Raw genomic sequence first — 22,945 nt, forward strand, 5'->3', positions numbered from 1 at the left:
ACAGACGGCGCACCCGCCGAGCCCCTCCCCCTCGGGCCTCGGCGGGTGCGCTTTGTCGTCGGTTCCCCGGTCGCGCCTAGCGGCCGGCGACGATGTCCTTGACCGCGAGGTGGGCGAACAGCATGCTCGCGCCGATCGGGTTGCCGCCACCGGGGTAGACGGTGCCGCTCGCCGCGGCCATCGTGTTGCCCGCGGCGTAGAGGCCGGGGATCGGGTTGCCTGCGGTGTCGAGCACCCGCGCGGCGGTGTCGGTACGCAGCCCGCCCTTGGTGCCGAGGTCGGAGATGCCGAATGCGGCCGCGTGGAACGGGCCCTGCTCGATCGTCACGAGCGGCGGCTCGCCACCCGAGAAGGCCCGGTCGTATGCCTCGTCGCCGCGACCGAAGTCGGGATCGACGCCGGTGCCGACGAACGAGTTGAAACGCTCGACGGTCGCGACCAGGTTCTCGGCGGGGACACCGATCTTCTCGGCCAGCTCCTCGAGGGTGTCGGCGGTGTGCCACAGGCCGGCCTCGACGTACTTCTCCGTCTCGACCATGGAGACGTTGGTGGCGTTCACCGGCGGACGCTCGCCGTTCTTGTCGTCGTAGATCATCCAGTACGGCAGGGTGATCTTGCCCTCGTCCATCTGGGCGATGATGTCGCGGCCGATGCGGTCGTATGCCGAGGACTCGTTGACGAACCGCTGGCCGTCCTGGTTGACGAAGATGCCGGCGGTGAACCACAGCGCGAACGCGGACCGGCCGTCCGGATGGGTCATGCCGGGCGACCACCACGCCTCGCCCATCAGACCGGTGTCGGCGCCGACGGCGATGCCGGCCAGGTGCGCCTTGCCGAGGTTGGCCGGCGGGCCCATGGTGTCGCGGGCCTCGCCCGGGACGCCGTACTTGCGGCGGAGCTCGTCGTTGCCCTCGAAGCCACCCGCCGCGAGCACCACACCCTTGCGGGTCCGGATCGCGACCTGCTCGCCGTCACGCTCGACGATGGCGCCGACCACCGCGCCGTCCTCGACGACCAGCTCGACCAGCGGCGAGTTCCGGTGCAGGGTGGCGTTGGGGTACTTGCCGATCGCCTTGAGGAAGCGCGCGATCAGCGCCCGGCCGCCGATGAAGAAGTCGTCGGGCTGCGGCGTGCCGAGACGGTCGTTGTCGAGCGGTCCACGCACCACCTCGCGGAGCTCGGGGGCGTCCGACACCTTGAGCGGCGACGGCATGGTGTGCCGCTGACCGTCCAGCCGCGCCTTGGGCGCCTTGCCGAAGTAGTCGGGCCACGGCAGCATCTGGAACTTGAGATCCTCGTCCTGCTCGAGGTACTCGATCAGAGGTGCGCCGCCGAGGACGTAGGCGTCCTGCAGTTCGCGCGGCGCACCGTCGCCGACCACCGCGTGGAAGTACTCGAGCGCGTCCTCGATGGTGTCGTCGGTGCCGGCCCGCACCAGCACCGGGTTGCACGGAAACCACACGCCGCCGCCACCGGAGTAGGCGGTGGTGCCACCGAACTTGTCCGTCGCCTCGACGAGGATCACGTCGAGGCCCTCCCGGGCCGCGGTGTAGGCGCCGGCGACGCCGCCGCCACCCGATCCGACCACCAGGACGTCACACTCGTCGTTCCACTGGGTCATCTTGATTGCCTCCGAATGTCTGGTCGATCACAGTGTCCCGACCACGCTAGGAGCATGACGCGGTTCCGTCCGCCCATATCCCGTCCAGAGGGAGGCAAAGGGCCGCCTACTCTGGACGCCGTGAAGAAGGTGCTGCCGATCCTGCTCGTCGATGTCGTCCTGGTGATCGTGTTCTGCGCGATCGGTCGCCGCAGTCACGACGAGGCGAACGCGCTGACGGGGCTGCTGACCACGGCGTGGCCGTTCCTCTGTGGCCTCGCGCTGGGCTGGGTGGTGAACGAGGCGCTGTACCGGAACAAGTCCGTCCCGGCGTCGGTGGTGCCGGCCGGGATCGTGATCTGGCTGTGCACCCTCGTCGGCGGCATGCTGCTGCGGGTGGTCTCCGGGCAGGGCACCGCGTTCAGTTTCATCCTGGTCGCCGGCACCGTGCTGGCGGTGTTCCTGCTGGGCTGGCGAGCGATCTACGCCCGCGTGGCGAGGCGCCCCGCGGGTCGCTGAACAACTTTCCTTCGCTAACATTGCGGAGTTGCGCCGCGCCGTCACGCGCGGCGCGTGGGAAGGTTCTGCAATGAGTGAAGTCGTGACGCCCCGCCAGGAGCCGCTGTCCGACCACGGATTCCTCGGTCAGCCGAAGGCGCTGGCCAACCTGTTCGGCGTCGAGATGTGGGAGAGATTCTCCTTCTACGGGATGCAAGGCATCCTGCTCTATTACCTCTACTACTCGGCCACCGAGGGCGGGTTGGGGATCTCAGAGGCGTCCGCGGTCTCGATCGTCGGCGCCTACGGCGGCACCGTCTACCTGTCGACGATCCTCGGCGCCTGGGTCGCGGACCGGGTGCTCGGCTCGGAACGGACGCTCTTCTACAGCGCCGTGCTGGTGATGCTGGGGCACATCGCGCTGGCGCTGATCCCCGGCCTGGCGGGCGTCGGAGCCGGGCTGATCCTGGTCGCGGTCGGCAGCGGCGGCCTGAAGGCGAACGCCACGTCCCTGGTCGGCGACCTGTACGCCGAGGGCGACGAACGCCGGGACGCGGGCTTCTCGATCTTCTACATGGGCATCAACATCGGCGGCTTCCTCGGCCCACTGCTGACCGGGTGGGCGCAGAAGAACTGGGGCTTCCATGTCGGGTTCGGTCTGGCCGCGGTCGGTATGGCGCTGGGCCTGATCCAGTACACCCTCGGCCGCAAACGCCTCGGAACGATCGGTGCGACGCCGGCGAACCCACTGCCGCGCACGATGCTGTGGAAGTACGGCGCCGGGGCACTCGCCATGGTGCTCGTGGTGGTCGTGCTCTGCCTGGTCGGGGTGATCACCACCGGCAACCTGTCCGACGTGGTGGTCGGACTGACGATCGCCGCAGCAGTCGGGTACTTCGCGGTGATCCTGTCCAGCAGGCAGATCACCAGCACCGAACGCAGCCGGGTGGTGGCGTTCATCCCGATGTTCCTGGCCAGCGCCGCGTTCTGGTCGCTGTTCCAGCAGCAGTTCACCGTGGTCGCGATCTACGCCGACAAGTTCCTCGACCGCAACCTGCTGGGCTGGGACTTCCCCGCCTCGTGGGTGCAGTCCATCAACCCGGTGTTCATCATCATCTTCGCCGGCGTGTTCGCGGCGATGTGGACGAAACTCGGTCCGCGGCAGCCGTCCTCGCCGCTGAAGTTCGCGATCGGAACCACGCTCATGGGCCTGGCGTTCCTCGCGTTCCTCCCCTTCGCCGACGGTCAGCCGAACGGCACCCCGCTGCTGGCGCTGGTGTTCATCCTGCTGCTGTTCACCTTTGCCGAACTGTTCCTGTCCCCTGTAGGGCTGTCGCTGTCGACGAAGCTGGCCCCCAAGGCGTTCCACACCCAGATGGTGGCGCTGTTCTTCCTGTCGGTGGCGTTGGGATCCTCGATGGCAGGCACCCTCGCGAAGTTCTACGACACCGACCACCAGGCCCCGTACTTCCTGTGGATCGGCATCGGTTCGATCGCGGTCGGGGTCGTCATGGTGGCCCTGTCACCGTGGATCAGCCGGATGATGCGCGGGGTCCACTGACCGAGGCCACGACGTGAACCGGCGACTGGGCACGCGAATCGGGCTGTGGCTCACCGGCTACACCCGGACCTGGCTGGTTCTCGGGATCGCGATCGGGGTGATCGCGGGGCTCGGTGCGGTGGTGTTCCTGGTGCTCCTTCAGTGGACCGGCAGGCTGCTGCTCGAGGGGGTCGGCGGCTACACACCGCCGCAGGCCGTCGGCGACGGCGGCGACTCCGGCTCTGACAGCTTCCGCCGCTGGTGGGCGATCCCGCTGGTGGTGTGTGGTGGCGCCCTGCTCTCCGCCGCTCTGGTGGCTCGCTTCGCACCCGAGGCCGAAGGCCACGGCACCGACGCCGCGATCGAGGCCTATCACACCGATCCGCGGTCGATCCGGGTCCGCGCGGTGCTCGTGAAGATGCTCTCCAGCGCGCTGACCATCGGCTCGGGCGGGTCCGCGGGACGGGAGGGCCCGACCGCCCAGATCTCGGCGGGTTTCGGCTCGTTGCTGACCCGGTGGCTGAACCTGTCCGACGATGTCGGGCGGATCGCCGTCGCGATCGGGATCGGCTCGGGGATCGGTGCCATCTTCGGGGCACCGCTGGGCGGCGCGGTGCTGTCCGCGGCGGTCCCATACCGGGAGGACTTCGAGTTCCGGGCGCTGATCCCCGGCCTGATCGCGTCGGTCACCGCGTACGGGGTGTTCGGGTCCTTCCTCGGCTACGAGCCGCTGTTCGGGTTCGCGTTGCCCGACTACCGATTCGACGACGCCACGCATCTGGTGTGGTTCCTGGTGATCGGGGTCCTGGGCGGGGTGGTGGGACTGCTCTACATCCGGATCTTCTACGGGGTCGCCGCGGTGACCCGTCGACTGCCGGGCAGCAAGGTCGTCAAGCCCGCGGTCGGTGGTCTTCTCGTCGGTCTGCTCGCGCTCGCCGTGCCCCAGGTTCTCGGCAGCGGGTACGGCTGGGTCCAGGAGGCGCTGAGCCGGGACTCGCTGCTGGCCCTGCCGCTGTGGATAGTCCTGATGCTGCCGCTGCTGAAAATCGTGGCCACCGCGCTGTCGATCGGGACGGGCGGATCCGGCGGGATCTTCGGTCCCGGCATGGTGATCGGCGGCTTCGTCGGCGCCGCGGTGTGGCGGCTGACCGAACCGTGGGCATCGTCGGTGCCGGACAGCCCGGCGCCGTTCGTGATCGTCGGGATGATGGCCTGTTTCGGCAGCGCGGCCCGCGCCCCGTTGGCGGTGATGGTGATGGTGGCGGAGATGACCGGCGGGTGGGCCGTGGTGCCGGGCGGGATGATCACCGTCGCAGCGGCGTATCTGATCGTGCGGCACAGCGATTCGTCGATCTATCTCCGACAGCGCCGCAACCGTGCGGATGCGGAAACCGAACGCGACCGAGGCACCTGACTCACCGCAGGGCGAGCCACCCGGCCAGGCCGAACCCGGCCGCCGCGACCGCGATCCGCAGCGCGTTCGGCGGAATGACCTTCACCAGGGGCGGCCCGCACCAGCCACCCAGCAGCGCCCCCAGCGCCATCGCCGCCGCGGCACCCCAGTGCACCTCCCCGGACACCGAGAAGGCCAGGGCGGCCACGAGGTTCGCGATCCCGAGCAGGAAGCTCTTGAGGATCGTCGCCCGCCACACCGACAGCGCCGTGCAGATCAGGGTGAGCGCCAGGAAGATCACCCCGGCGCCGGCCCCGAAGTAGCCGCCGTAGACCGCCACCAGCCCCAGTGCCGCGGGGAAAAGGACCGGGAACTCCCTGCCGACGGCCAGTTTCCGGATTCGCGGCTGGGCCAGCAGTGCCACCGCCGCGCCCGCAACCAGGTACGGCACCACCGCCTCGAACGACCCTTCCGGTGCCCACAGCAGCAGCGCGGCCCCGGCGAGTCCGCCGGCGGCGCAGACCGCCGCCCACCGCCACAACCGCGGCCCCATCTCGGTCAGCTCCCGCAACGAGTTCGCGGTCGCCCCGATCCCGACCGCGACCAGCGCGACGGTGTTGGTGACGTTCGCGGCGATCGGCGTCAACCCGACCGCGAGCAGCGCCGGATACGACACGATCGACGCGAGCCCGGTGACGAAACCGACCAGCCCCGCGGCGAATCCGGCGACGACGAGCAGTAAGTAGTCGAGCGCGGTCACCGTGGCAGCTGGGCCTGGATCGGCCTCAGGAACCGGCCGGCGGCGTCCACCGCGGGCACGGAGCTGTCCGCGCCGGCGACGAACACTGCGAACGCGACGTCCCCCTCGCTGCCGACGAACCAGCCGTGCGCGGGCTGCCCGGCGACCTCCGCGGTGCCGGTCTTTCCGCGCAGGTCGGCGATGTCGGTGAGCTGCGTCGCGGTACCGGCGGTGACGGTTTCCCGCATCATCGTCTTCAGCGCGTCGGTGACCGCGGCGGGTGCCGGGGTGGGGCCCGCGTCGCCGACGCCGGGTTGCCCCTGGACGAGCATCGGTGCGGGCGTGGACCCGTGCGCGATGGACGCGGCGACCAGCGCCATCCCGAACGGGGACGCGGTCACCCGCCCCTGCCCGATCGCGGATTCGACGCGCTCGGCGGGGGTGTCGGCGGGCGGGACGCTGCCGGTCACCGTGGTCAGGGCGGGCGTGACGTAGTCGATGCCGAGGCCGAACTGCTGCGCCGCCTCGTGCAGCGCCATCGGCGTCATCGACACCGCCAGCTGTCCCATCGTGGTGTTGCAGGAACGGGCGAACGCGGTGTGCAGCGGCACCGATCCCAGGTCGAAGTTGTCGTCGTTCGGGATGGTGCGGCCCTCGATGTTCGCGCTGCCTGGGCACGGCAGCACGGTGTCGGTGGTCACCGAACCCTGCTGCAACGCAGCCGAAGTCGTCACGGTCTTGAATGTCGACCCGGGCGGGTACAGGCCGGTCAACGCGATCGGGCCCTGGGCGCTGGCGGCGGCGTTCTGCGCGACGGCGAGCACCCCACCGGTGGACGGCCGGATCGCGACGATCGCCGCCTGCTGCGGCAGGTCCGCGATCGCGGCCTGGGCGGCGGCCTGCACGGCGGGGTCGAGGGTGGCCGCGATGTCGGGGGCGGTGGTGCCGTCGTGTCCGGTGAGCCGTTCGGCGGTGCCGTCCGGGTGCACCAGTTGCACCGCCCAGCCGGCGTTGTCGGCCTGTCCCTGTTCCCACATCGTCCGAAGCCCCTCGAGGGCCGGCGACTGCACCGCCTTGTCCACGGTGAGCAGCCGGGTCTGCTTGACGAGGGTGACCCCGGGAATCGCGGCCAGTTGCGCCTCGATCGGTGCGAGGTCGGCGTCGCGGAGGGTGATGACGGTCAGCGGACGGCCTTGCGTCGCAGCGAGATCCGAACCGAGCGTGGCTGCGGAGATGGTGGGCGCGACCGGTGCGAGCAGGGGTGCGAGGGCCGCCGCCGCCGCGGCGGGGTCGCCGACGGTGGCCGGATCGAGATTGACCAGGGTGACGGTCTGCTCGGTCATCAGCGGAGTTCCGTTGGCGGCGAACACGGTCGGCGATCCGCCGGACAGGGTGGTGTATCTCAGGGTGGTCGTCGCGTCGAGCCCGGGCGCCAGCAGTGCCGGGTCCCAGGGGATGGCCCCGCCGTCGGCGACCGACCGGCCACCGCCGCTGGTGGTGTAGGTCCAGTCCTCCGGTGCCGGTGCGGCGGTCGTCGGGGTCGGGGTCGGGGCGCCGGTGGTCTCCGCGACTCCGGTCTCCGTCGGGGCGGCGCCGAAGGTCCAGTCGGCGGCGAGCGTGAACGTGCCGGCGTCGCTGTCGGTGCCCGCGACGGTGAATCGCGCGTCCGTCGCGTTCAGTCCGTCGAACATCTGCCGGATCGCGGTGGCCGCGGCCGCGGGGTCCGAGGTGAGGTCGGCGGCGGCCTGGGCGTCGCGACGGGTCAGAGCGTCGGCGAACTGCTCGGCCGCCGTCTCCGTCTCCGTCGGGCCGCTGCTGCACGCAACGCCGCCGGCCAGCAGGGCCGACACCGACATCACCGCGACAACCGGTCTCATGCGCATGGGGTCGACCCTAGGCGGCTGCGCCACCTGTGCGCTTTTCCGGTGCCCCCGGCCACCGAAAGGGCGCACGGGTACGTGGCGCCGGAAGGCCAACGGGCGTAGCGTTGTAATCAAGTAATCATTGCAACAACCGAGGTGAGAGCAATGGGATACTCATCGAATCGCCGGTTCGGCCGCAGCGGCGGCTGGCAGCAGGCGCAGGCGCCCGACACGCGCGACGTGGCCGAGTGGTTCTCCGGCCGCCTGCCCGACGACTGGTTCACCGGCCTGCCGACCATCGAGGTGGACCGCGAGGAGATCGTGGTGACCGGCGAGCTGGCCGCACCCGAGGAGGCCACCCCGTCCGCGGTGGAGGGACGCGTGTCCCGGTTCCGCGAGTCCACCCGGACGCAGCGGATGCGGATCGCGGACGAGGCCGAGGACCGCTACGGCCGCAAGGTCGCGTGGGGCGTGACCATCGGCGACCACCACCAGCTGTTCACCCACCTGGCGGTGCCGGTGATGACGCGGCTGCGGCAGCCCGAACGCAAGGTGCTCGACACCCTCGTCGACGCCGGCGTCGCCCGGTCCCGCGCCGACGCGCTCGCCTGGACGGTCCGGCTCGCCGGCCAGCACGCGGACGAGTGGCTCGCCGAACTGCGCGAGGCGATGCGCAAGGTCGACGACCTGCGCGCCGAGGGCCCGCAGCTGTAGCGGACCGGGCCGCCTGGTGACGCCGGACAAATTCGCTTGCCCGCACGAGCGGACGCCCCTAGCCTTGAGGACGTCCTGTTGTCGACGATCGGAAGACCATTGCTCATTCGGAGGTAGTGACCGCGCGCCGCGTCTCTCGCGTGCGCACCGCACCCACCCTTCGAAGGAGCTCCATGTCCTCATCTCCAAGAGCGCTGTCGACCCTGTCTTCGCTCGTCCTTTCCGACCTCTCGTTCTCCTGGCCCGACGGTGAATCCGTGCTCGAAGGCGTCGACGCCGTGTTCCCGCCGGGGCGCACCGGCCTGGTCGGACGCAACGGGGCAGGCAAGTCCACGCTGCTGCGGCTGATCGCCGGACGCCTGCGACCCGACCGCGGCTCCGTGACCGTCGGCGGCGATCTCGCCTACCTGAGGCAGGACCTCACCCTGGACCCCACTCGCACCGTCGACGCCGTCCTCGGCATCGAGGGGCAGCGAAAGGCGCTGCACCGCATCGAGTCCGGGGAGGGCACCGAGGACGACTACACCGTCGTCGGCAGTCACTGGGACGTCGAGGAACGTGCCGTCGCCACCCTGGACCGGCTCGGTCTCGCGCATGTCGCGGGCGACCCCGACGGCCTCGGCCGCACGGTGGGAACCCTGTCCGGCGGCGAGACGATGCTGCTCGGCCTGACCGCCGCGCTGCTGTCCGACCCGCAGGTGCTGCTTCTCGACGAGCCGACCAACAATCTCGACCTGCACGCGAAGGCGCGCCTGTACACGGCGGTCGACCAGTTCCCGGGCATCGTCGTCGTGGTCAGCCACGACCGCGCACTGCTGGACCGGATGGACACGATCGCCGAACTCCGCGACGGGGGGCTGCGCTTCTTCGGTGGCGATTTCACGCACTACGAGCAGGCGGTGCAGGCCGAGCAGGAGGCCGCACGGGCCACGGTCCGGGACGCCCGCGCGGACGTGCGCAGGCAGGGCCGCGAACTGATCGAGGCGCAGATCAAGATCGACCGCAGGCAACGGTACGGCAAGAAGATGGAGTCGAGCCTGCCCCCGATCCTGGCCGGCGAACGCAAGCGGCAGGCGCAGGTCTCCGCGGGCAAGCTGCGGGGCAACCACCAGGACAAGCTCGACGAGGCCCGTCGCACGCTCAGCGAAGCCGAGGACGCCCTCCGCGAGGACAAGCAGATCCGAATCGACCTGCCCGACAGCGTGGTTCACCCCGGACAGTGGGTGCTCGACGTCCACGTCACGCTGCCGACCGGCCAGCACGTCGAGCTCGGCGTGACGGGCCCGGAACGGATCGCCCTGGTCGGCCGTAACGGAACCGGCAAGACCACTCTGCTGCGCGCGATCGCCGACGCCCCACCCGCGGTGCCGTGGCGGGTGCTGCCGCAACGCCTCGACGTCTTCGACGAGTCCCGGACGCTGGCGCAGAACGTCGCGGACGCGGCACCGCACGCGACCGACGAACAGGTGCGGGCGCGGTTGGCGCGCTTCCTGTTCCGCGGACGCGATGCGGACGTGCCGGCCGCGGCGCTGTCCGGCGGCGAACGGCTGAGGGCTGCGCTGGCGACGATCCTGCTGGCGGAGCCCGCGCCGCGCCTGCTGCTGCTCGACGAGCCGACCAACAACCTCGACCTGCCGAGCCTGCAGCACCTGACCGAGGCCCTGACCCAGTTCCGGGGCGCGCTCCTGGTCGTCAGCCACGACGTGCCGTTCCTGCGCGACATCGGGATCACCCGGTGGCTGGAGTTGACGGAGTCCGGTGTCACGGACATCGATCCGCTCTAGAGTCGGGCATATGACCGTCGGCACCACTGCAGTCCACGCGTTCCGCGACGACGCCCTCGGCGACCTCGACGCCACCGGGATCGCGGCCCGCCTCGCGTCCGATGAGATCACCGCTCGGGAGGCGGTGGAGGCGGCGATCGCGCGGGCGGAGGCGGTGTCACCGCTCGCGGCGATCGCGACCGCCGACTTCGAGCGGGCCCTGGGATGGGCGGACGGCCCGCTCGACGGCCCGTTCGCCGGCGTGCCGACGTTCGTCAAGGACAACGTCGACGTGGCGGGCCTGTCGACCGGTGAGGGCTGCGCGGCGTTCACCCCGCGGCCCGCCCGGGCGGACAGTCCGGCGGTGACGCAACTGCTGTCGAGTGGCCTCGTGTCGCTGGGCAAGACCCGGCTGCCGGAGTTCGGGTTCAGTCCGAGCGGGGAGTTCGCGACCGCCGAGCCGGTGCACAATCCGTGGAATCCGGCGTACTCGTCGGGCGCGTCATCGGCCGGCGCGGCGGCGCTGGTGGCGGCGGGGGTGGTGCCGATCGCGCACGGCAACGACGGCGGCGGCTCGATCCGGATTCCGGCCGCGGCCTGCGGCCTGGTGGGGCTCAAGCCGACCCGGGGCAGGATGCTCGCGGACCCGAAGGACCAGTCGATGCCGGTCCGCCTGGTCACCCAGGGTGTGGTGACCCGGACCGTCCGGGACACGGCCCGCTACTACGCGGCCGCCGAACGGCACCGCCGCAACCCGAAGTTGCCGCCGATCAGACTGGTCGAGGGCCCGAGCGCGACGCGGCTGCGGATCGGGGTCGTCACCGATTCGGTCAACGGCAAACCCACCGACGACGAGACCCGCGCGGCGGTACGCGCGACCGCGGACCTGCTCGCCGACCTCGGCCATCACGTCGACGACGCACCGCTGCCGGTGGGCCCGGAGTTCGTGGAGGATTTCAGCATCTACTGGGGGTTCCTGTCGTTCGCGATCTGCGCCGGCGGGAAGAAGATGCTCGGTCCCGACTTCGACAAGGCCCGCACCGACAACCTGACCCGCGGCCTGGATGCGCTGTACCGCCGCAACATCGCGCGGACCCCGCAGGTGCTCTACCGGTTGCGTCGCACGGCACACCGGGCGGTGCAGTTGTTCGCCTCGTATGACGTGATCCTGTCCCCGGTCCTCGGTCACACCACCCCGGAACTCGGGTTCCTCTCCCCCGCACAGCCTTTCGAGACGTTGTTCGACAAGCTGATCACCTACACGGCGTTCACGCCGTTGAACAACGCCGCGGGCACCCCGGCGATCTCACTGCCGCTGCACACCACGTCGACGGGTCTTCCTCTTGGCGTGCACTTCTCGGCCGCGCACGGCGACGAACGCACCCTGCTCGAGCTGGCGTTCGAACTCGAGCAGGCTCGTCCGTTCGCCCGCATCCACGGTTAGGCCACCCGGACCGTCTCGTCCTGCTCGGCGACCACCGGCTCGGGCCGCCTCGCCAACGCGCTCGGCCACCAGACGCGCGGGCCGATGTCGTGGACGAGCGCGGGCACCAGCAGCGACCGCACGACGAGCGCGTCGAGGAGGACGCCGAACGCCACGATGAACGCGATCTGCGCGAGGAAGATCAGCGGGATCACCGCGAGCGCGGAGAAGGTGGCCGCGAGCACCACCCCGGCCGAGGTGATCACCCCGCCGGTGACGGTGAGCCCGCGCAGCACCCCGGCACGGGTGCCGACCTTCGCGGCTTCCTCGCGCACCCGGGTCATCAGGAAGATGTTGTAGTCGATGCCGAGCGCCACCAGGAACACGAACGCGAACAACGGCACGACCGGGTCGGCTCCCGGGAAGCCGAGGATGTGGTTGAACACGATCGACGAGATGCCCAGTGTCGCGGCGAACGACAGGATCACCGTCCCCATCAGCAGCAACGGCGCAAGCAGCGAGCGCAGCAACAGGCACAGGATCGCCAGGACCACCAGGCTGACCACGGGAATGATCAGGTTGCGATCGTGCGCCGCGGTGGTGCGGGTGTCGAGGTCGGTGGCCGTCGGCCCGCCGACCAGGGCGTCCGCCCCGTCGATCGTGTGCACGGCCTCGCGCAGACGCTGCACGGTGTCCTCGGCGTCGAGCGAGTCGGCGGGATCGGTGAGGGTCGCCTCCAGCAGGACCCGGCCGTCGACGATCTTCGCCGCGCCGCCCTCGGAGAGGACGGTGACGTCTACGACGCCGGGGACGTCGGCGGCGGCACGCACCGCATCGAGCGTGTCCGCGTTGGCGATGATCACGGCCGGTGACCCGTTGCCCGCGTCGAAGTGGTCACCGAGCACCTGCTGACCGGCGACGGAGTCGGCCTCGAACAGGAAGGTGTCGGACTGGGCCACACCGCCGGCCCGGAACTGCGGCACCAAGAGCGCGAACAGCAGCAGTACGAGCGCGGAACCGACCCAGAACCGGCGCGGGTTGCGCCCGATCCGGGCCGCGAGGGACGCCCAGAATCCGTGCCCACCGTCGTCGGCGGCTCCGGTGTACTCCGGTCGGCGCGGCCAGAACGACGCGCGGCCGAGCAGGACCAGCACGGCGGGCAGAAACGTCATCGAGGCCACGAACGAGGCTGCGATGCCGATCGCGGCGACCGGGCCGAGGCCGCGGTTGGAGTTGAGGTCGGAGAGCAGCAGGCACAGCACTCCGGCGATGACGGTGCCCGCCGAGGCCGCGACGGGTTCGAGGGTGGCACGCCACGCGGCGGCCATCGCCCGGTAGCGGTCACGTTCGCGGCGCAGTTCCTCCCGGAACCGGGCAACGAGCAACAGCGCGTAATCCGTTGCGGCACCGAACACCAGGATGAACAGGATGCCCTGGCTCTGGCCGTTGAGGGTGATCGCGCCCGCGTCCGCGAGCAGGTACACGAGCAGGCAGGCCAGGACCAGGGCGAACAGCGCGGAGAAGATGACGACGAACGGCAGGATCGGGCTGCGGTAGACCACGATCAGGATGAGAATCACCACCACCCCGGCGACCAGCAGCAGCATGCCGTCGATGCCGCCGAACGCGGCGCTGAGGTCGGCGGCGGTGCCGGCGGGCCCGGTCACGTGCACCGAGAGCCCGTCGGGCGCGCCGGCGAGGGCGTCGCGCAGCTGCGCGACCGTGTCCTTCAGTTCGCCGGTGCTGTCGACGGGGACGAACACCTGCAGCGCCCTTCCGTCCTCGGACCGGATCGGTGGGGAGAACTGCGGACCGAAGCCCTGTGCCCCGGCGAGCGCCGCGGTGCCGTCGGCGAGGAACCGGGTGTCCGCGACCTCGATCCCCGAATCCCGCTCGGCGACCACGATCGCGGGCACGAAGGTGGTGTCCTGGAAGCCGCTCTGCAGCCGGGCGACCTCGGTCGCCTCCGCGGACGCGGGCAGGAAGGAGGTGCTGTCGTTGGTCTGGACGTCGGTCAGCTTGCCCGCGAACGGGCCACCGGCGCCGGCGAGCGCGAGCCAGGCGAGGATCAGCAGTGCTGGCAGAATCCAGCGCAGACGCCGAGTCCTGGTGGGTGCCGTGGTCGTCACGCTCGTCCTCCGGAGGGATTCGATGGCCATGTCCGATTCGGGATTTTGCTCAGCCTGCTGAACAAATGCAACCCGCCCCCGAGGGAGGAGGAACGCGATGGACCCCGACGGCACCGACACCTGGCCCACCGGACGCCTGCTGTCGACCGCTGCACGCCTGGTCGAACAGTCCTGGGAGTCGTTGCTGCGCACCCACGACCTCACCCATGCCGGCCTGTTCGTCCTGCACGCCGTCGCGGCGGCACCGGCATCGCAGCGCGAGATCGCCCGCACCGCGCGGGTGACCGACCAGACCATGAGCCGGACGCTCGAGAAGCTCGAACGCGCGGGGTACGTCACCCGCGAACCGGACCCCCACGACGACCGCCGGAAGCTCGTGACCGCGACCGAAGCGGGGCTCCGCACCTATCGGCGCCTGATCGAAGTGGAGCGGGAGGACACCACGCTGACCGCCGCGGTCGGCGACGTGACCGCCCTGCGCACCCAGCTGCTGGCGCTCGTCCGGGCGCTGCAACCACCCGCCGGGTGACTCACGGTTCAGCGCACCGCCCTGACCCAGTCGACGAGGGCATCGACGAGCGGGGACCGGGTGCGCGAACGCAGCGAGTACATCGCGGCCTCGGTCTCGGGGATGCCCAGGTCCTCGCTGAATGCGAGCAGGGCGAGTCCCCGGCCGGGAGTCCACCCCGATCCCACGAGCACGGCGTCCGTCGCGAGCACGGTGGAGGTCAGCAGCTCGTAGTTGTCGAGTTCGATCGAGGCCCGCAGCAGCGACCGGTCGAATCGCACCGGCAGCGAGTTCAGGTAGCCGTTCCACGCGGTGACCGCGACCACCGGGTAGTCCCGCAGCGCCTCCACCGGGACGGGGTTTCCGGTGTCGAGGGGGTGCCCCTCGCGGACGCTGAACTCCACCCGGCTGGGACCGAGCCGATCGACGCGAAGCCGGTCGAGGGAGTGCGCGGGATGCGCCAGCGCGAGGAACACCTCGACGGACCCGGCGAACAGCGCCTCGGTGAGCGCGTCGACGGAGTCGATCGTGATCCGCACCGACAGTTCGGGATGGTCGCGAACCACCTCGGTCATCAAGCGCGGCAATAGATTCGATGCCGACGATGGCGAGATCCCGAACGAGATCTCTCCCGCCAGGCCCGCGGCGGCCGACCGCATCACGTTCTTGAGCTCCTCGGCTCCGCGCAGCAGGGTGTCCGCGGAGGCGAGAACCTGCCGGCCGACCTCGGTGATCAGGACGCCGTCGCGGCCGCGTTCGAGCAGCCGCACCCCGTACTGCCGTTCGAGGGACTGGATGCTGCGGGACAGCGCAGGCTGCGACATGTGCAGCGTCTCGGCCGCGCGGTGGAAGCTGCCGCAACGCGCGACCTCGGCGAACTGCTCCAGTTTGCGCAGGTCCATCCGTCGATCCCTTCACCGGCCGGCCGCCCCCGCCGGGCAGCCTAGCCGGTGAAGAAATCCACCGAAAACTAACTCGCGTAGTCGATGACGCCGCGGATGTTCACACCGGCGTGCATGTCCGCGTACGCCTCGTTGATCTGGTCCAGCGTGTAGCGGCGGGTGACCAGCTCGTCGAGGTGCAGCTTGCCCTCCGCGTAGAGGTCGAGCAGGCGCGGGACCGCCTCGCGGGGCGATCCCATGCCGAACAGGACACCCTGAATCCGCTTCTGGTACATGGAGATCTCGAAGAGGTTGATCGGCATGCCGACCTCGGTGACGGCCCCCTGCGCTGTCACCACGACGGTGCCGGCCTTGCGGATCGCCGCGAACGCCTCGCCCACGTGCTCACCGTGGATGACGCCGACGGTGACAATCGCGGAGTCGGCGCCCTGCCCGTTGGTGATGGACTTGGCGAACTCGGTGGCCTGCTCCATGTTCTCGTACGCCTCGGTGGCACCGAGCTTGAGCGCCATCTCCCGTTTGAACGCGACCGGGTCGACCGCGATGACGTGCGCCGCGCCCGCATGCGCGGCGCCCTGCACGGCGTTGATGCCGATGCCGCCGACACCCATCACGATCACCACGTCGCCGACCTTCACCTCGGCACCGTTGGTGGCCGAACCCCAGCCGGTGGGTACACCGCAGCCGACCAGGCACGCGACGTTCAGCGGGACGTCGTCGCGCACCTTGATGCACGACACCTCGTCGAGGACCTGCCATTCCGCGAACGTGCCGAGCATGGCCGCCGTGGCGACGTCCTCGCCGTCGGTGGTGTGCATCCGGAACCCGCCGTCGAGCTGGGTCCCCTCGAGGATGAGCGCGCCGTTGTCGCAGAGGTTCTGCATGCCGGACGCGCACCAGCGGCAAGTCCCGCAGGACGGGATGAAGGACGTCACGATGTGGTCGCCGACGTTCAGGTTTCGCACCCCGGCACCGACCTTGCGGACGATGCCTGCGCCCTCGTGCCCGCCGCAGAACGGCAGGTGCCCGACCGGGGAATCGCCGACCGCCATGTGGTCGTCGGAGTGGCAGAGCCCGGTGGCGACCATCTCGACCAGCACCTCACCGAAGCCGGGATCGTCCAGCTCCACGTCGATGACCTGCCAGGCTCCGGGCTGTTCCTTCAATACCGCTGCGCGCGTCCTCATTGACCGCTCCTCGTGAACCGGCGCCGGCTCGGGTCGTCCGGCGTCCGATTTGTGACGCTAGTCACGCCCGTTCGTGGTCGTCCAATGCAACTTTCGGCGTCCGGCGATGCGCCGTGCGCATCGCCGCGGACGGCATTGGCACCATGGTCGGGTGAACTCGTACTGGGCCGGCTGGTCGGCGTATCTCCCCCTCGTGCTTGCCGCGGCCGCGGTGCTGTGGCGGCCGCTGTGGAATCTGACGCGGCACGTGGTGACCCTGGCACACGAGGCCGGCCATGCGCTGGCGGCCGTCGCGACCGGCAGGCGACTGACAGGTATCCGGCTGCATTCGGACACTTCCGGGTTGACGCTGTCGCGGGGCAAGCCCCGCGGTCCGGGAATGGTGCTGACGGCCGCGGCCGGCTACCTTGCGCCGTCCCTGCTCGGCCTCGCCGGGGCCGCGCTGATCGCCGCGGGCCGCCTGCCGATCCTGTTGTGGGGTGCGGTGGCGTTGATCGCCGCGATGATCCCGTTCATCCGGAACGTCTTCGGGTTCCTCGTCCTGGTCGCGTCGGGGGCGTCGGTCGGCGCCGTCGCCTGGTACGGATCCCCCACTCTGCAACTGCATTTCGCGTACACCGCGATCTGGCTGCTGCTGATGGGCAACCTGCGCACCATCCTCGAGGCCGCTCGAACCCACTCGGGCCGTTCGGATCTCGACCAGCTGCGCGTCCTCACCCACCTGCCCCGCGTGGTGTGGACGGTCCTGCTGATCGCGGTCGCCGTCGGCACCGGGGTCCTGGCCTGGCGGGCGCAGTACATGCCCTGAACCCAGGCGGCCGATCGACGCCGACCGGGCGATGCCGGTCGGCACCAAAAGGCCCACACCCGCTCGGGTGTGGGCCTGATCAGCTTCCGGTGGCGCGGACGCACTGTCCGGACAGGCGCTGTTCACGCATGACCTGTCACGACGCCGACATCAGCCCTGCACCCGTCGCGATCGCCGCGAGCGCGATGGCACCGATACCTCCGAAATAGCTGATGGCGGCGAGACTGTCGTCGGACGAACCCATGGTTGAACTCCTTCGTTTCGGGGGATGCTGCTCGGCGGCAGGTTGCCGAAAAATGTTGCGCTACCGGCTCGCAGATCATTGGTACCCGTATGACGGCTCCACCCGCAAGGGCCGAAGACCTTCGGGGTTCCTGGGAACCGACCCGGCGCCGGTGGGGCACCTGCTCGACGTAGGCGGCGCACGCCGGGCCGACCAGGTCTGCGGCCGGATCGGCCTGCATGTCCGCGGGCGCCGACTCTGCGGCGGGCATGGGGCGGCGCCGGCTCCGACGCGTTCGAGTCGTCACCGCCGGACGAGCAGGCGGACAGTCCGAGGACCGCCACTGCGGCGAGGCCGACTGCGGCTGCGGTCGGGTTCGTCTTCACCGTGATTCCCACGTTCGTCGATCTCGGTCGTGGGACCCGGCCTCTGCCGATGTCCCGGTGCCGTCAGGCTTTCGACACCCGCGGCGAATCGGATGGGTCGAATTCGCGGAAGCTCTCGCGGGCCGATTCACGACACCCATCCGATTCCGCTGCCGCTCCGAACCGTTCACAATTGAGCAGAGAGGGCGTGGGATCCGATGACGACGGAAGCACACGGGGAACCGAACACGGAACCGGGGCAAGGCCCGCAAGTGAGCCGGTGGCGAACGCTGCCGGGACGTGCACTGTCGGGAGTGCTCGCCGCCGCGGTGATTCTGGGAGTCGGCGAGTTGATGGCGGTGCCGACCGGCTCGTCGGCGTCCCCGTTCTTCGCGGTCGGGTCGACGACCGTCGACCGGAGTCCGGCGTGGGCACGCGAATTCGCGATCAAGACGTTCGGGACCAACGACAAGCCGGCGTTGTTCATCGGCATGAGCGTCCTGATCGTGGTGCTCGCCGCGATCGCAGGCATCGTCGAACGCACCCGCCGACCGTACGGCAGCGCCATCCTCGTGGCACTCGGCGCGGTCGGGGTGTACGCGGCGACCACCCGCCCCGGCGCGACCACCGTCGACGCCGTCCCCACGATCGTCGGTGTCGCCGCCGGAGTTCTCACCCTGAGGCTCCTGACCTGTCGTGCTCGCGACCTCGACGAGCCGGCACCCGAACGGGTCGCCATGTCCCGCCGACGGTTTCTCGTGCTGGCGGGCACCGCGGCCGCGGTGGCGGTGGCCGCGGGGGCGGCCGGACGTCACCTCGCAGGCACGATCGCCGGGGCGGTGCGCAACCGGATGGCCTTCGTCCTACCCGCGGTCGCAGCGAGGAACCGGGCACCGGCCGTCGCGCCGGGCACGGACATCGCCGTCCCCGGGGCTACCCCGTTCGTCACGAGCAACGAGGACTTCTACCGCATCGACACCGCCCTGCGGGTGCCGATGCTCACCACCGACGACTGGAGCCTTCGCATCCACGGCATGGTCAAGCGCGAGATCACGGTGCGGTGGGCGGATCTGGTCGCCCGGACCCCGATCGAACGCACCATCACCCTCACCTGCGTCTCCAACGAGGTCGGCGGCAACCTCGCCGGGAATGCCACCTGGATCGGCTACCGAATCAAGGACCTGCTCGACGAGGCCGGCGTGTCCCCCGACGCCGACATGCTGCTGTCGACCAGTTCGGACGGGTTCACCTCGGGCACGCCGATCGCGGTCCTGCGCGACGGCCGGGACGCGATGCTCGCGGTCACGATGAACGGGCAACCGCTGCCGTTCGAGCACGGCTACCCCGTCCGGCAGGTCGTGCCGGGCCTCTACGGATTCGTCTCCGCCACCAAGTGGGTCGTGGACTGGGAGGTGACCCGCTTCGACCGGGCCCAGGCGTACTGGACACGGCGCGGCTGGGGTGAGCGGGCCCCGATCAAGACCGCCTCCCGGATCGACGTCCCGGCGGCGTTCGCCCACGTGGGCGCCGGTGACGTCCTGGTCGCGGGCACGGCGTGGGCCCAGCACCGTGGCATCGCACGTGTCGAGGTCCGCGCCGACAACGGCCCGTGGCAGGACGCGACCCTCGCCCCCGAGTACTCGATCGACACCTGGCGGCAGTGGACCTGGCGGTGGCGCGCCACCCCCGGCACCCACACCCTGCAGGTCCGCGCCACCGACCTCGACGGGAACGTCCAGACCGAGCAGCGCGCCGAACCGATCCCGGACGGCGCCAGCGGGTGGCACAGCCGCTCGCTCACCGTGACGTGACGCGCGGCTCGTGGAGGAACGTCAGCGCGGCGTCCATACCGCGACGGCGGTGCGGTCGTCGGCCGGTCCGGCCGGCTCGAACGCGATGCGGTCGGCGAGGTCGCCGAGGCGGGGCGGGTTGGTCCACCCCGTCGCGAACGAGGCGGCGACGGCGCTGCCGCCGTCCTCGAACGCGTCAGCGACACCGTCACTGCACACCATCAGCAGTTCTTCCGGACCGATCTCGTAGCTCGTCCCGGTGACGACCGCGTCGTCGGGCACCGGCAGCGCGAGGGCCCGTGAGATTGCGACCTCGCGGCGCGTCAGCCGTCCACCGGACATCAACAACCACGGTTCGAAGCCCAGCGCACCGGAGCGGGTGCGACGCCACCACGCACTGCTGTCGCCGACGGTGGCCGCGTGGGCCAACCACGGTCCGGGGCCGTCGACGCCCTCGATGGCGAGCGCGGTCACGGTGGTGGCCATGACGTCGGCAACCTCGTCGAGGCTCGGCGCACGGTCACCGAGCAGGTCGCCCGCGGCCCGCGTCACCGCCAGCGAGGCCACCCGGAAGTGCGGGGTCCAGTCGCCGGAGACCTCCAGGTCGGCGGTGAGCAGGTGATCGGCGAGTGCCGCGCTCGCCGCCGCCGCGGCCAGGTGCGAGTACTCCATCGCGCCGAGGCCGTCACAGACGACGGCCGCGATCCGGCCGTTGCCCTGCCGTACGGCGTACGAGTCCTGCCTTGGCGTCAGGTCCGATTCGTGCGAGGTTCCCCGCATCGACGCCGCGCGGACCGTCCATCCCCGCACGTCGAGTGCGTCGTGGACGGCGTCGGGTACGACGCCGCCCGGTATCGGGCTCCCAGACACAGACATGGATCCATCCAACACCGATGGCGGCCGCTCACCCAGGCGACGCGCGGTCGGGGCGACGATCGGCGCGGCCCGAAATGTTCGTGAACAACCGGCGACATTTGGCCCGTGCAGTTGAACAGCTGTCCATATTCGGGTTTGCTCCGTGTCGGTGCCCACCCTTTCGAGACGAACGAGGACACGATGACGGAGTTCGACGGAATCGATCGACGGCGATTCCTCACCGGCGCGGCGGTGGCAGGCGCCGCCGTCCCACTCGCCGCGATGACGCCGGCGGTCGCCGCCGCGGCTGCCGCCGACAGCGACAAGTTCGCCTTTCCCACCGGATCGACGCTCCGCGTCCTCCTCACCGGTGACGCGGGCACCGGCGCCCAGCCTCAGTGGGCGGTGGCCGACGCGATTCGCGACCTCCACGGCCGCGAACCCCTCGCCATGGCACTGGGTCTCGGCGACAACATCTACGAACTGGGCCCCACCAGCGAGGACGACACCCAGTTCACCACGAAGTTCGAGGACCCGAACCACGGCCTCGACTTCCCGTGGGTGATGGCACTGGGCAATCACGACAACAGCGCGGTCTTCCCGGGCGACGGCGGCTGGCTGTTGCGCGGCGACGAGGAGGTCGACTACCACCGGCGCTCCAGGAAGTGGTGGATGCCCAGCCGGTACTACTCGCTGCGCGTGCCCGAACGGAACCCGGTCGTCGAGTTCTTCGTGCTCGACCTCAACCCGCTCGCCGCGTACCTCCCACCGCTGCTCTCACCGTATTGGTCACCCAACGGACAGTTCATGAGCGAGCAACGTGCCTGGCTCGATGCGGCGTTGGCCTCCTCGACGGCGAAGTGGAAGATCGCCGTCACCCATCATCCGTATCTCAGCAACGGACCCCACGGCGATGCCGGCAAGTACGACGGGATCCCGGTCGAGCCCATGAACGGTGTCCACGCGAAGCGGTTCTTCGAGGACCACGTCGTCGGCCGATGCCACTTCATTCTCTCCGGACATGATCATTCGCTGCAGATCCTCGAGCCGACGGCGGCCTCCAAGGGAACGCGTCAGATCGTGTCGGGCGCGTCGGCGAAGAACAGCCACGGCAAGGCCGGAGCCGAGGTCGACCGCAGGAACCTCTTCCAGAACTACACCGACGTCGGATTCATGGTGATGGACCTCGCCCCGGATGCCGTCACCATCCGGGTGTACACGGTGGACATCGCCACCGCGCAGTCGACGGTCGCGTTCGAGCGTCGGCTGGCCTGATCGACCGCAGGTCCCCGCCGGGGTGTCCGTCCGAGAGGGCGCCCCCACTCGCCGACCCGCAGGAGGTCCGTCACCCGGTGCGGGGAAGGTACTTCTTGCCCTGCATCCAGGCCAGCACATCCAGGATGCGCAGCGCCGGCACCGCCTCGTCGAGCCCGGCCTGATCACGCAGGCGGATCAGCCGGCGGTGCAGTTCGCCCTCGTTGGCCCGCAGCGCGACGCGGATCTGTTCGAGGTGCGTGACGGTGGTGCCCAGTTCGATCCCCACGACCCGGTCGTAGATCGGATACAGGCGAGGGCGTTTACGCGCAATGAGTTTCGAGGCCGTGGTCCTGCCGACGCCGTGGATCTCACGCAGCACCGTGTCGAGCCGCCACACCGGAGCGGACTCGGTGAGCACGTCGTCCTCGTCCGCGAGGTCGCGGTCCGGGCCGACCTCCCGCAGCAGGGCGCTCAGCTCGGCACGCTTCTCCCCCAACACGACCAACGCGCCCTGCCCGGGAACCTCGACCGACAGCAGGGTGACCGCGACGAGGTCGTCGGCGGTGAAGACGTCGCGATCGGCGTCGCGGCGGCCGCTGGGATCCCAGTTGTCCCACAGCGCACCGGTCCTCAGGTATCCGGTCTTGACGACCTTGCGGGTGAAGTACTCGCTCAGCACGTCCAACGCCGCGGCGTCGTCGCCGTCGCGAAGGACGCGCGGCAGCCGGATGGGCAGCGGGTCAGTCATCGGCGGCCGCCCGCCCGAGCACGTGCGCCGCGAAGGCGCGGTTGTGGTACTGCGCGTACGGGCCACGACCTCGGGCGGCGAGGCGCTCGGCGAGAGGCCGGATCACCTTCGCCAGGGGCAGATCGAAGAACTGGTCGTCGGCCCCGTCGTCGGAGACGAACCAGTCGATCAGAACACCGTCCCCTCCGGCGGAAGCCATGTCGGTCGGGTGGCATCGCAACAACGGGTAGCGGAGCGCGAGTTCGTCCAGGCTCGACGATGTTTCCTCGGTCAGTGCCGACAGCGACGCGTACAGGGCGACCCGATAGTCGACGATCTCCCCGTCCTCGAGGAAACGCTCGACGAACAGCACCTCCATCGGCCCGGCGTTGAGGGTGAACAGCCGCTCCCGTTCAGCGGACCGGTTGGTCGCAGGGAGCGCGCTGAGCGTCCACCGGTCCACCTCCCCACCTGCCGGGTCGTCGAACGCGTCGGTCAGGTAGTCGGCGATCAGGTCGGTGACCACCTCGAAGAACGGGTCCTGTTGCAGCTCTTCGAAGTTCTCGTCAGTCGCGGACGGGTGAATGGTGGCCATGACAAGAACTGTATCTACCGGGCCGCCGGCGGGGGCGTCAGCACCCGACGTGCACACACCTTTTCCA

General features: G+C 70.2%; 19 protein-coding genes. 10 read left to right on the plus strand and 9 right to left on the minus strand.

Features of this window, described 5'->3' with window-relative positions; translation table 11 throughout:
* Positions 1-76 precede the first annotated feature (76 nt).
* On the minus strand, positions 77-1,621 hold the full coding sequence (locus tag ACWDUM_RS06750) for an FAD-binding protein (RefSeq protein ID WP_450133381.1): 1,545 nt from the start codon (positions 1,619-1,621) through the stop codon (positions 77-79).
* 120 nt (positions 1,622-1,741) lie between these two features.
* Between ACWDUM_RS06750 and ACWDUM_RS06755 the strand changes: the two genes are divergently transcribed.
* The 3 genes from ACWDUM_RS06755 to ACWDUM_RS06765 all read left to right on the plus strand — a co-directional run bounded on the left by ACWDUM_RS06755 (position 1,742) and on the right by ACWDUM_RS06765 (position 5,052).
* Positions 1,742-2,119, plus strand: coding sequence for a DUF3054 domain-containing protein (locus ACWDUM_RS06755; RefSeq protein WP_450111985.1), 378 nt, complete (start codon positions 1,742-1,744; stop codon positions 2,117-2,119).
* Between the two features lie 70 nt (positions 2,120-2,189).
* On the plus strand, positions 2,190-3,659 hold the full coding sequence (locus ACWDUM_RS06760; protein WP_450133382.1) for a peptide MFS transporter: 1,470 nt from the start codon (positions 2,190-2,192) through the stop codon (positions 3,657-3,659).
* 13 nt (positions 3,660-3,672) lie between these two features.
* A complete protein-coding gene (locus tag ACWDUM_RS06765) occupies positions 3,673-5,052 on the plus strand; it encodes a chloride channel protein (protein WP_450133383.1) in 1,380 nt (459 codons plus the stop codon).
* A gap of 1 nt (position 5,053) precedes the next feature.
* Here ACWDUM_RS06765 and ACWDUM_RS06770 read toward each other — a convergent pair whose 3' ends face one another.
* A complete protein-coding gene (locus ACWDUM_RS06770) occupies positions 5,054-5,791 on the minus strand; it encodes a TSUP family transporter (protein ID WP_450111982.1) in 738 nt (245 codons plus the stop codon).
* Positions 5,788-7,647 carry a penicillin-binding transpeptidase domain-containing protein gene (locus ACWDUM_RS06775; protein ID WP_450134168.1) on the minus strand — a complete coding sequence of 620 codons (1,860 nt, stop codon included), beginning with the start codon at positions 7,645-7,647 and terminating at the stop codon, positions 5,788-5,790. The genes ACWDUM_RS06770 and ACWDUM_RS06775 overlap by 4 nt, the downstream gene beginning before the upstream one ends.
* Positions 7,648-7,797: 150 nt before the next feature.
* On the opposite strand from ACWDUM_RS06775, the gene ACWDUM_RS06780 reads away from it, so the two are divergent.
* From ACWDUM_RS06780 to ACWDUM_RS06790, 3 genes are all read left to right on the plus strand, one after another.
* Complete coding sequence (locus tag ACWDUM_RS06780; protein WP_450133384.1) at positions 7,798-8,346, plus strand: hypothetical protein; 549 nt, start codon at positions 7,798-7,800, stop codon at positions 8,344-8,346.
* Between the two features lie 173 nt (positions 8,347-8,519).
* Entirely contained in the window at positions 8,520-10,130 is a 1,611-nt protein-coding gene (locus tag ACWDUM_RS06785; protein WP_450133385.1) for an ABC-F family ATP-binding cassette domain-containing protein, read from the plus strand.
* 10 nt (positions 10,131-10,140) lie between these two features.
* Positions 10,141-11,553, plus strand: coding sequence for an amidase (locus ACWDUM_RS06790; protein WP_450133386.1), 1,413 nt, complete (start codon positions 10,141-10,143; stop codon positions 11,551-11,553).
* Here ACWDUM_RS06790 and ACWDUM_RS06795 read toward each other — a convergent pair.
* Positions 11,550-13,691 carry an MMPL family transporter gene (locus ACWDUM_RS06795; RefSeq protein WP_450133387.1) on the minus strand — a complete coding sequence of 714 codons (2,142 nt, stop codon included), beginning with the start codon at positions 13,689-13,691 and terminating at the stop codon, positions 11,550-11,552. The genes ACWDUM_RS06790 and ACWDUM_RS06795 overlap by 4 nt on opposite strands.
* Before the next feature lie 67 nt (positions 13,692-13,758).
* Between ACWDUM_RS06795 and ACWDUM_RS06800 the strand changes: the two genes are divergently transcribed.
* Entirely contained in the window at positions 13,759-14,190 is a 432-nt protein-coding gene (locus tag ACWDUM_RS06800; RefSeq protein ID WP_450133388.1) for a MarR family winged helix-turn-helix transcriptional regulator, read from the plus strand.
* Positions 14,191-14,198: 8 nt separating this feature from the next.
* Here ACWDUM_RS06800 and ACWDUM_RS06805 read toward each other — a convergent pair whose 3' ends face one another.
* On the minus strand, positions 14,199-15,071 hold the full coding sequence (locus ACWDUM_RS06805) for a LysR family transcriptional regulator (protein WP_450111976.1): 873 nt from the start codon (positions 15,069-15,071) through the stop codon (positions 14,199-14,201).
* Between the two features lie 68 nt (positions 15,072-15,139).
* Positions 15,140-16,258, minus strand: a complete 1,119-nt coding sequence (locus ACWDUM_RS06810) for an NDMA-dependent alcohol dehydrogenase (protein WP_450133389.1) — start codon at positions 16,256-16,258, stop codon at positions 15,140-15,142.
* A gap of 151 nt (positions 16,259-16,409) precedes the next feature.
* On the opposite strand from ACWDUM_RS06810, the gene ACWDUM_RS06815 reads away from it, so the two are divergent.
* A complete protein-coding gene (locus ACWDUM_RS06815) occupies positions 16,410-17,066 on the plus strand; it encodes a M50 family metallopeptidase (protein ID WP_450133390.1) in 657 nt (218 codons plus the stop codon).
* A gap of 806 nt (positions 17,067-17,872) precedes the next feature.
* Positions 17,873-19,465 (plus strand): molybdopterin-dependent oxidoreductase, encoded by a 1,593-nt coding sequence (locus ACWDUM_RS06820; RefSeq protein WP_450133391.1) that lies wholly within the window; start codon positions 17,873-17,875, stop codon positions 19,463-19,465.
* A 21-nt stretch (positions 19,466-19,486) separates the two neighbouring features.
* Here ACWDUM_RS06820 and ACWDUM_RS06825 read toward each other — a convergent pair whose 3' ends face one another.
* The gene (locus ACWDUM_RS06825) at positions 19,487-20,320 is read right to left on the minus strand and encodes a protein phosphatase 2C domain-containing protein (RefSeq protein WP_450111971.1); all 834 of its coding nucleotides are present in this window, start codon (positions 20,318-20,320) and stop codon (positions 19,487-19,489) included.
* A gap of 180 nt (positions 20,321-20,500) precedes the next feature.
* Between ACWDUM_RS06825 and ACWDUM_RS06830 the strand changes: the two genes are divergently transcribed.
* A complete protein-coding gene (locus ACWDUM_RS06830) occupies positions 20,501-21,574 on the plus strand; it encodes a metallophosphoesterase (RefSeq protein ID WP_450133392.1) in 1,074 nt (357 codons plus the stop codon).
* A gap of 70 nt (positions 21,575-21,644) precedes the next feature.
* Here ACWDUM_RS06830 and ACWDUM_RS06835 read toward each other — a convergent pair whose 3' ends face one another.
* Both ACWDUM_RS06835 and ACWDUM_RS06840 read right to left on the minus strand, forming a co-directional pair.
* Positions 21,645-22,304, minus strand: a complete 660-nt coding sequence (locus ACWDUM_RS06835; protein WP_450133393.1) for a DUF6308 family protein — start codon at positions 22,302-22,304, stop codon at positions 21,645-21,647.
* Positions 22,297-22,878, minus strand: coding sequence for a hypothetical protein (locus tag ACWDUM_RS06840; RefSeq protein WP_450133394.1), 582 nt, complete (start codon positions 22,876-22,878; stop codon positions 22,297-22,299). The genes ACWDUM_RS06835 and ACWDUM_RS06840 overlap by 8 nt, the downstream gene beginning before the upstream one ends.
* Between the last annotated feature and the right edge of the window lie 67 nt (positions 22,879-22,945).

Source organism: Rhodococcus sp. NPDC003322 (assembly GCF_053589555.1).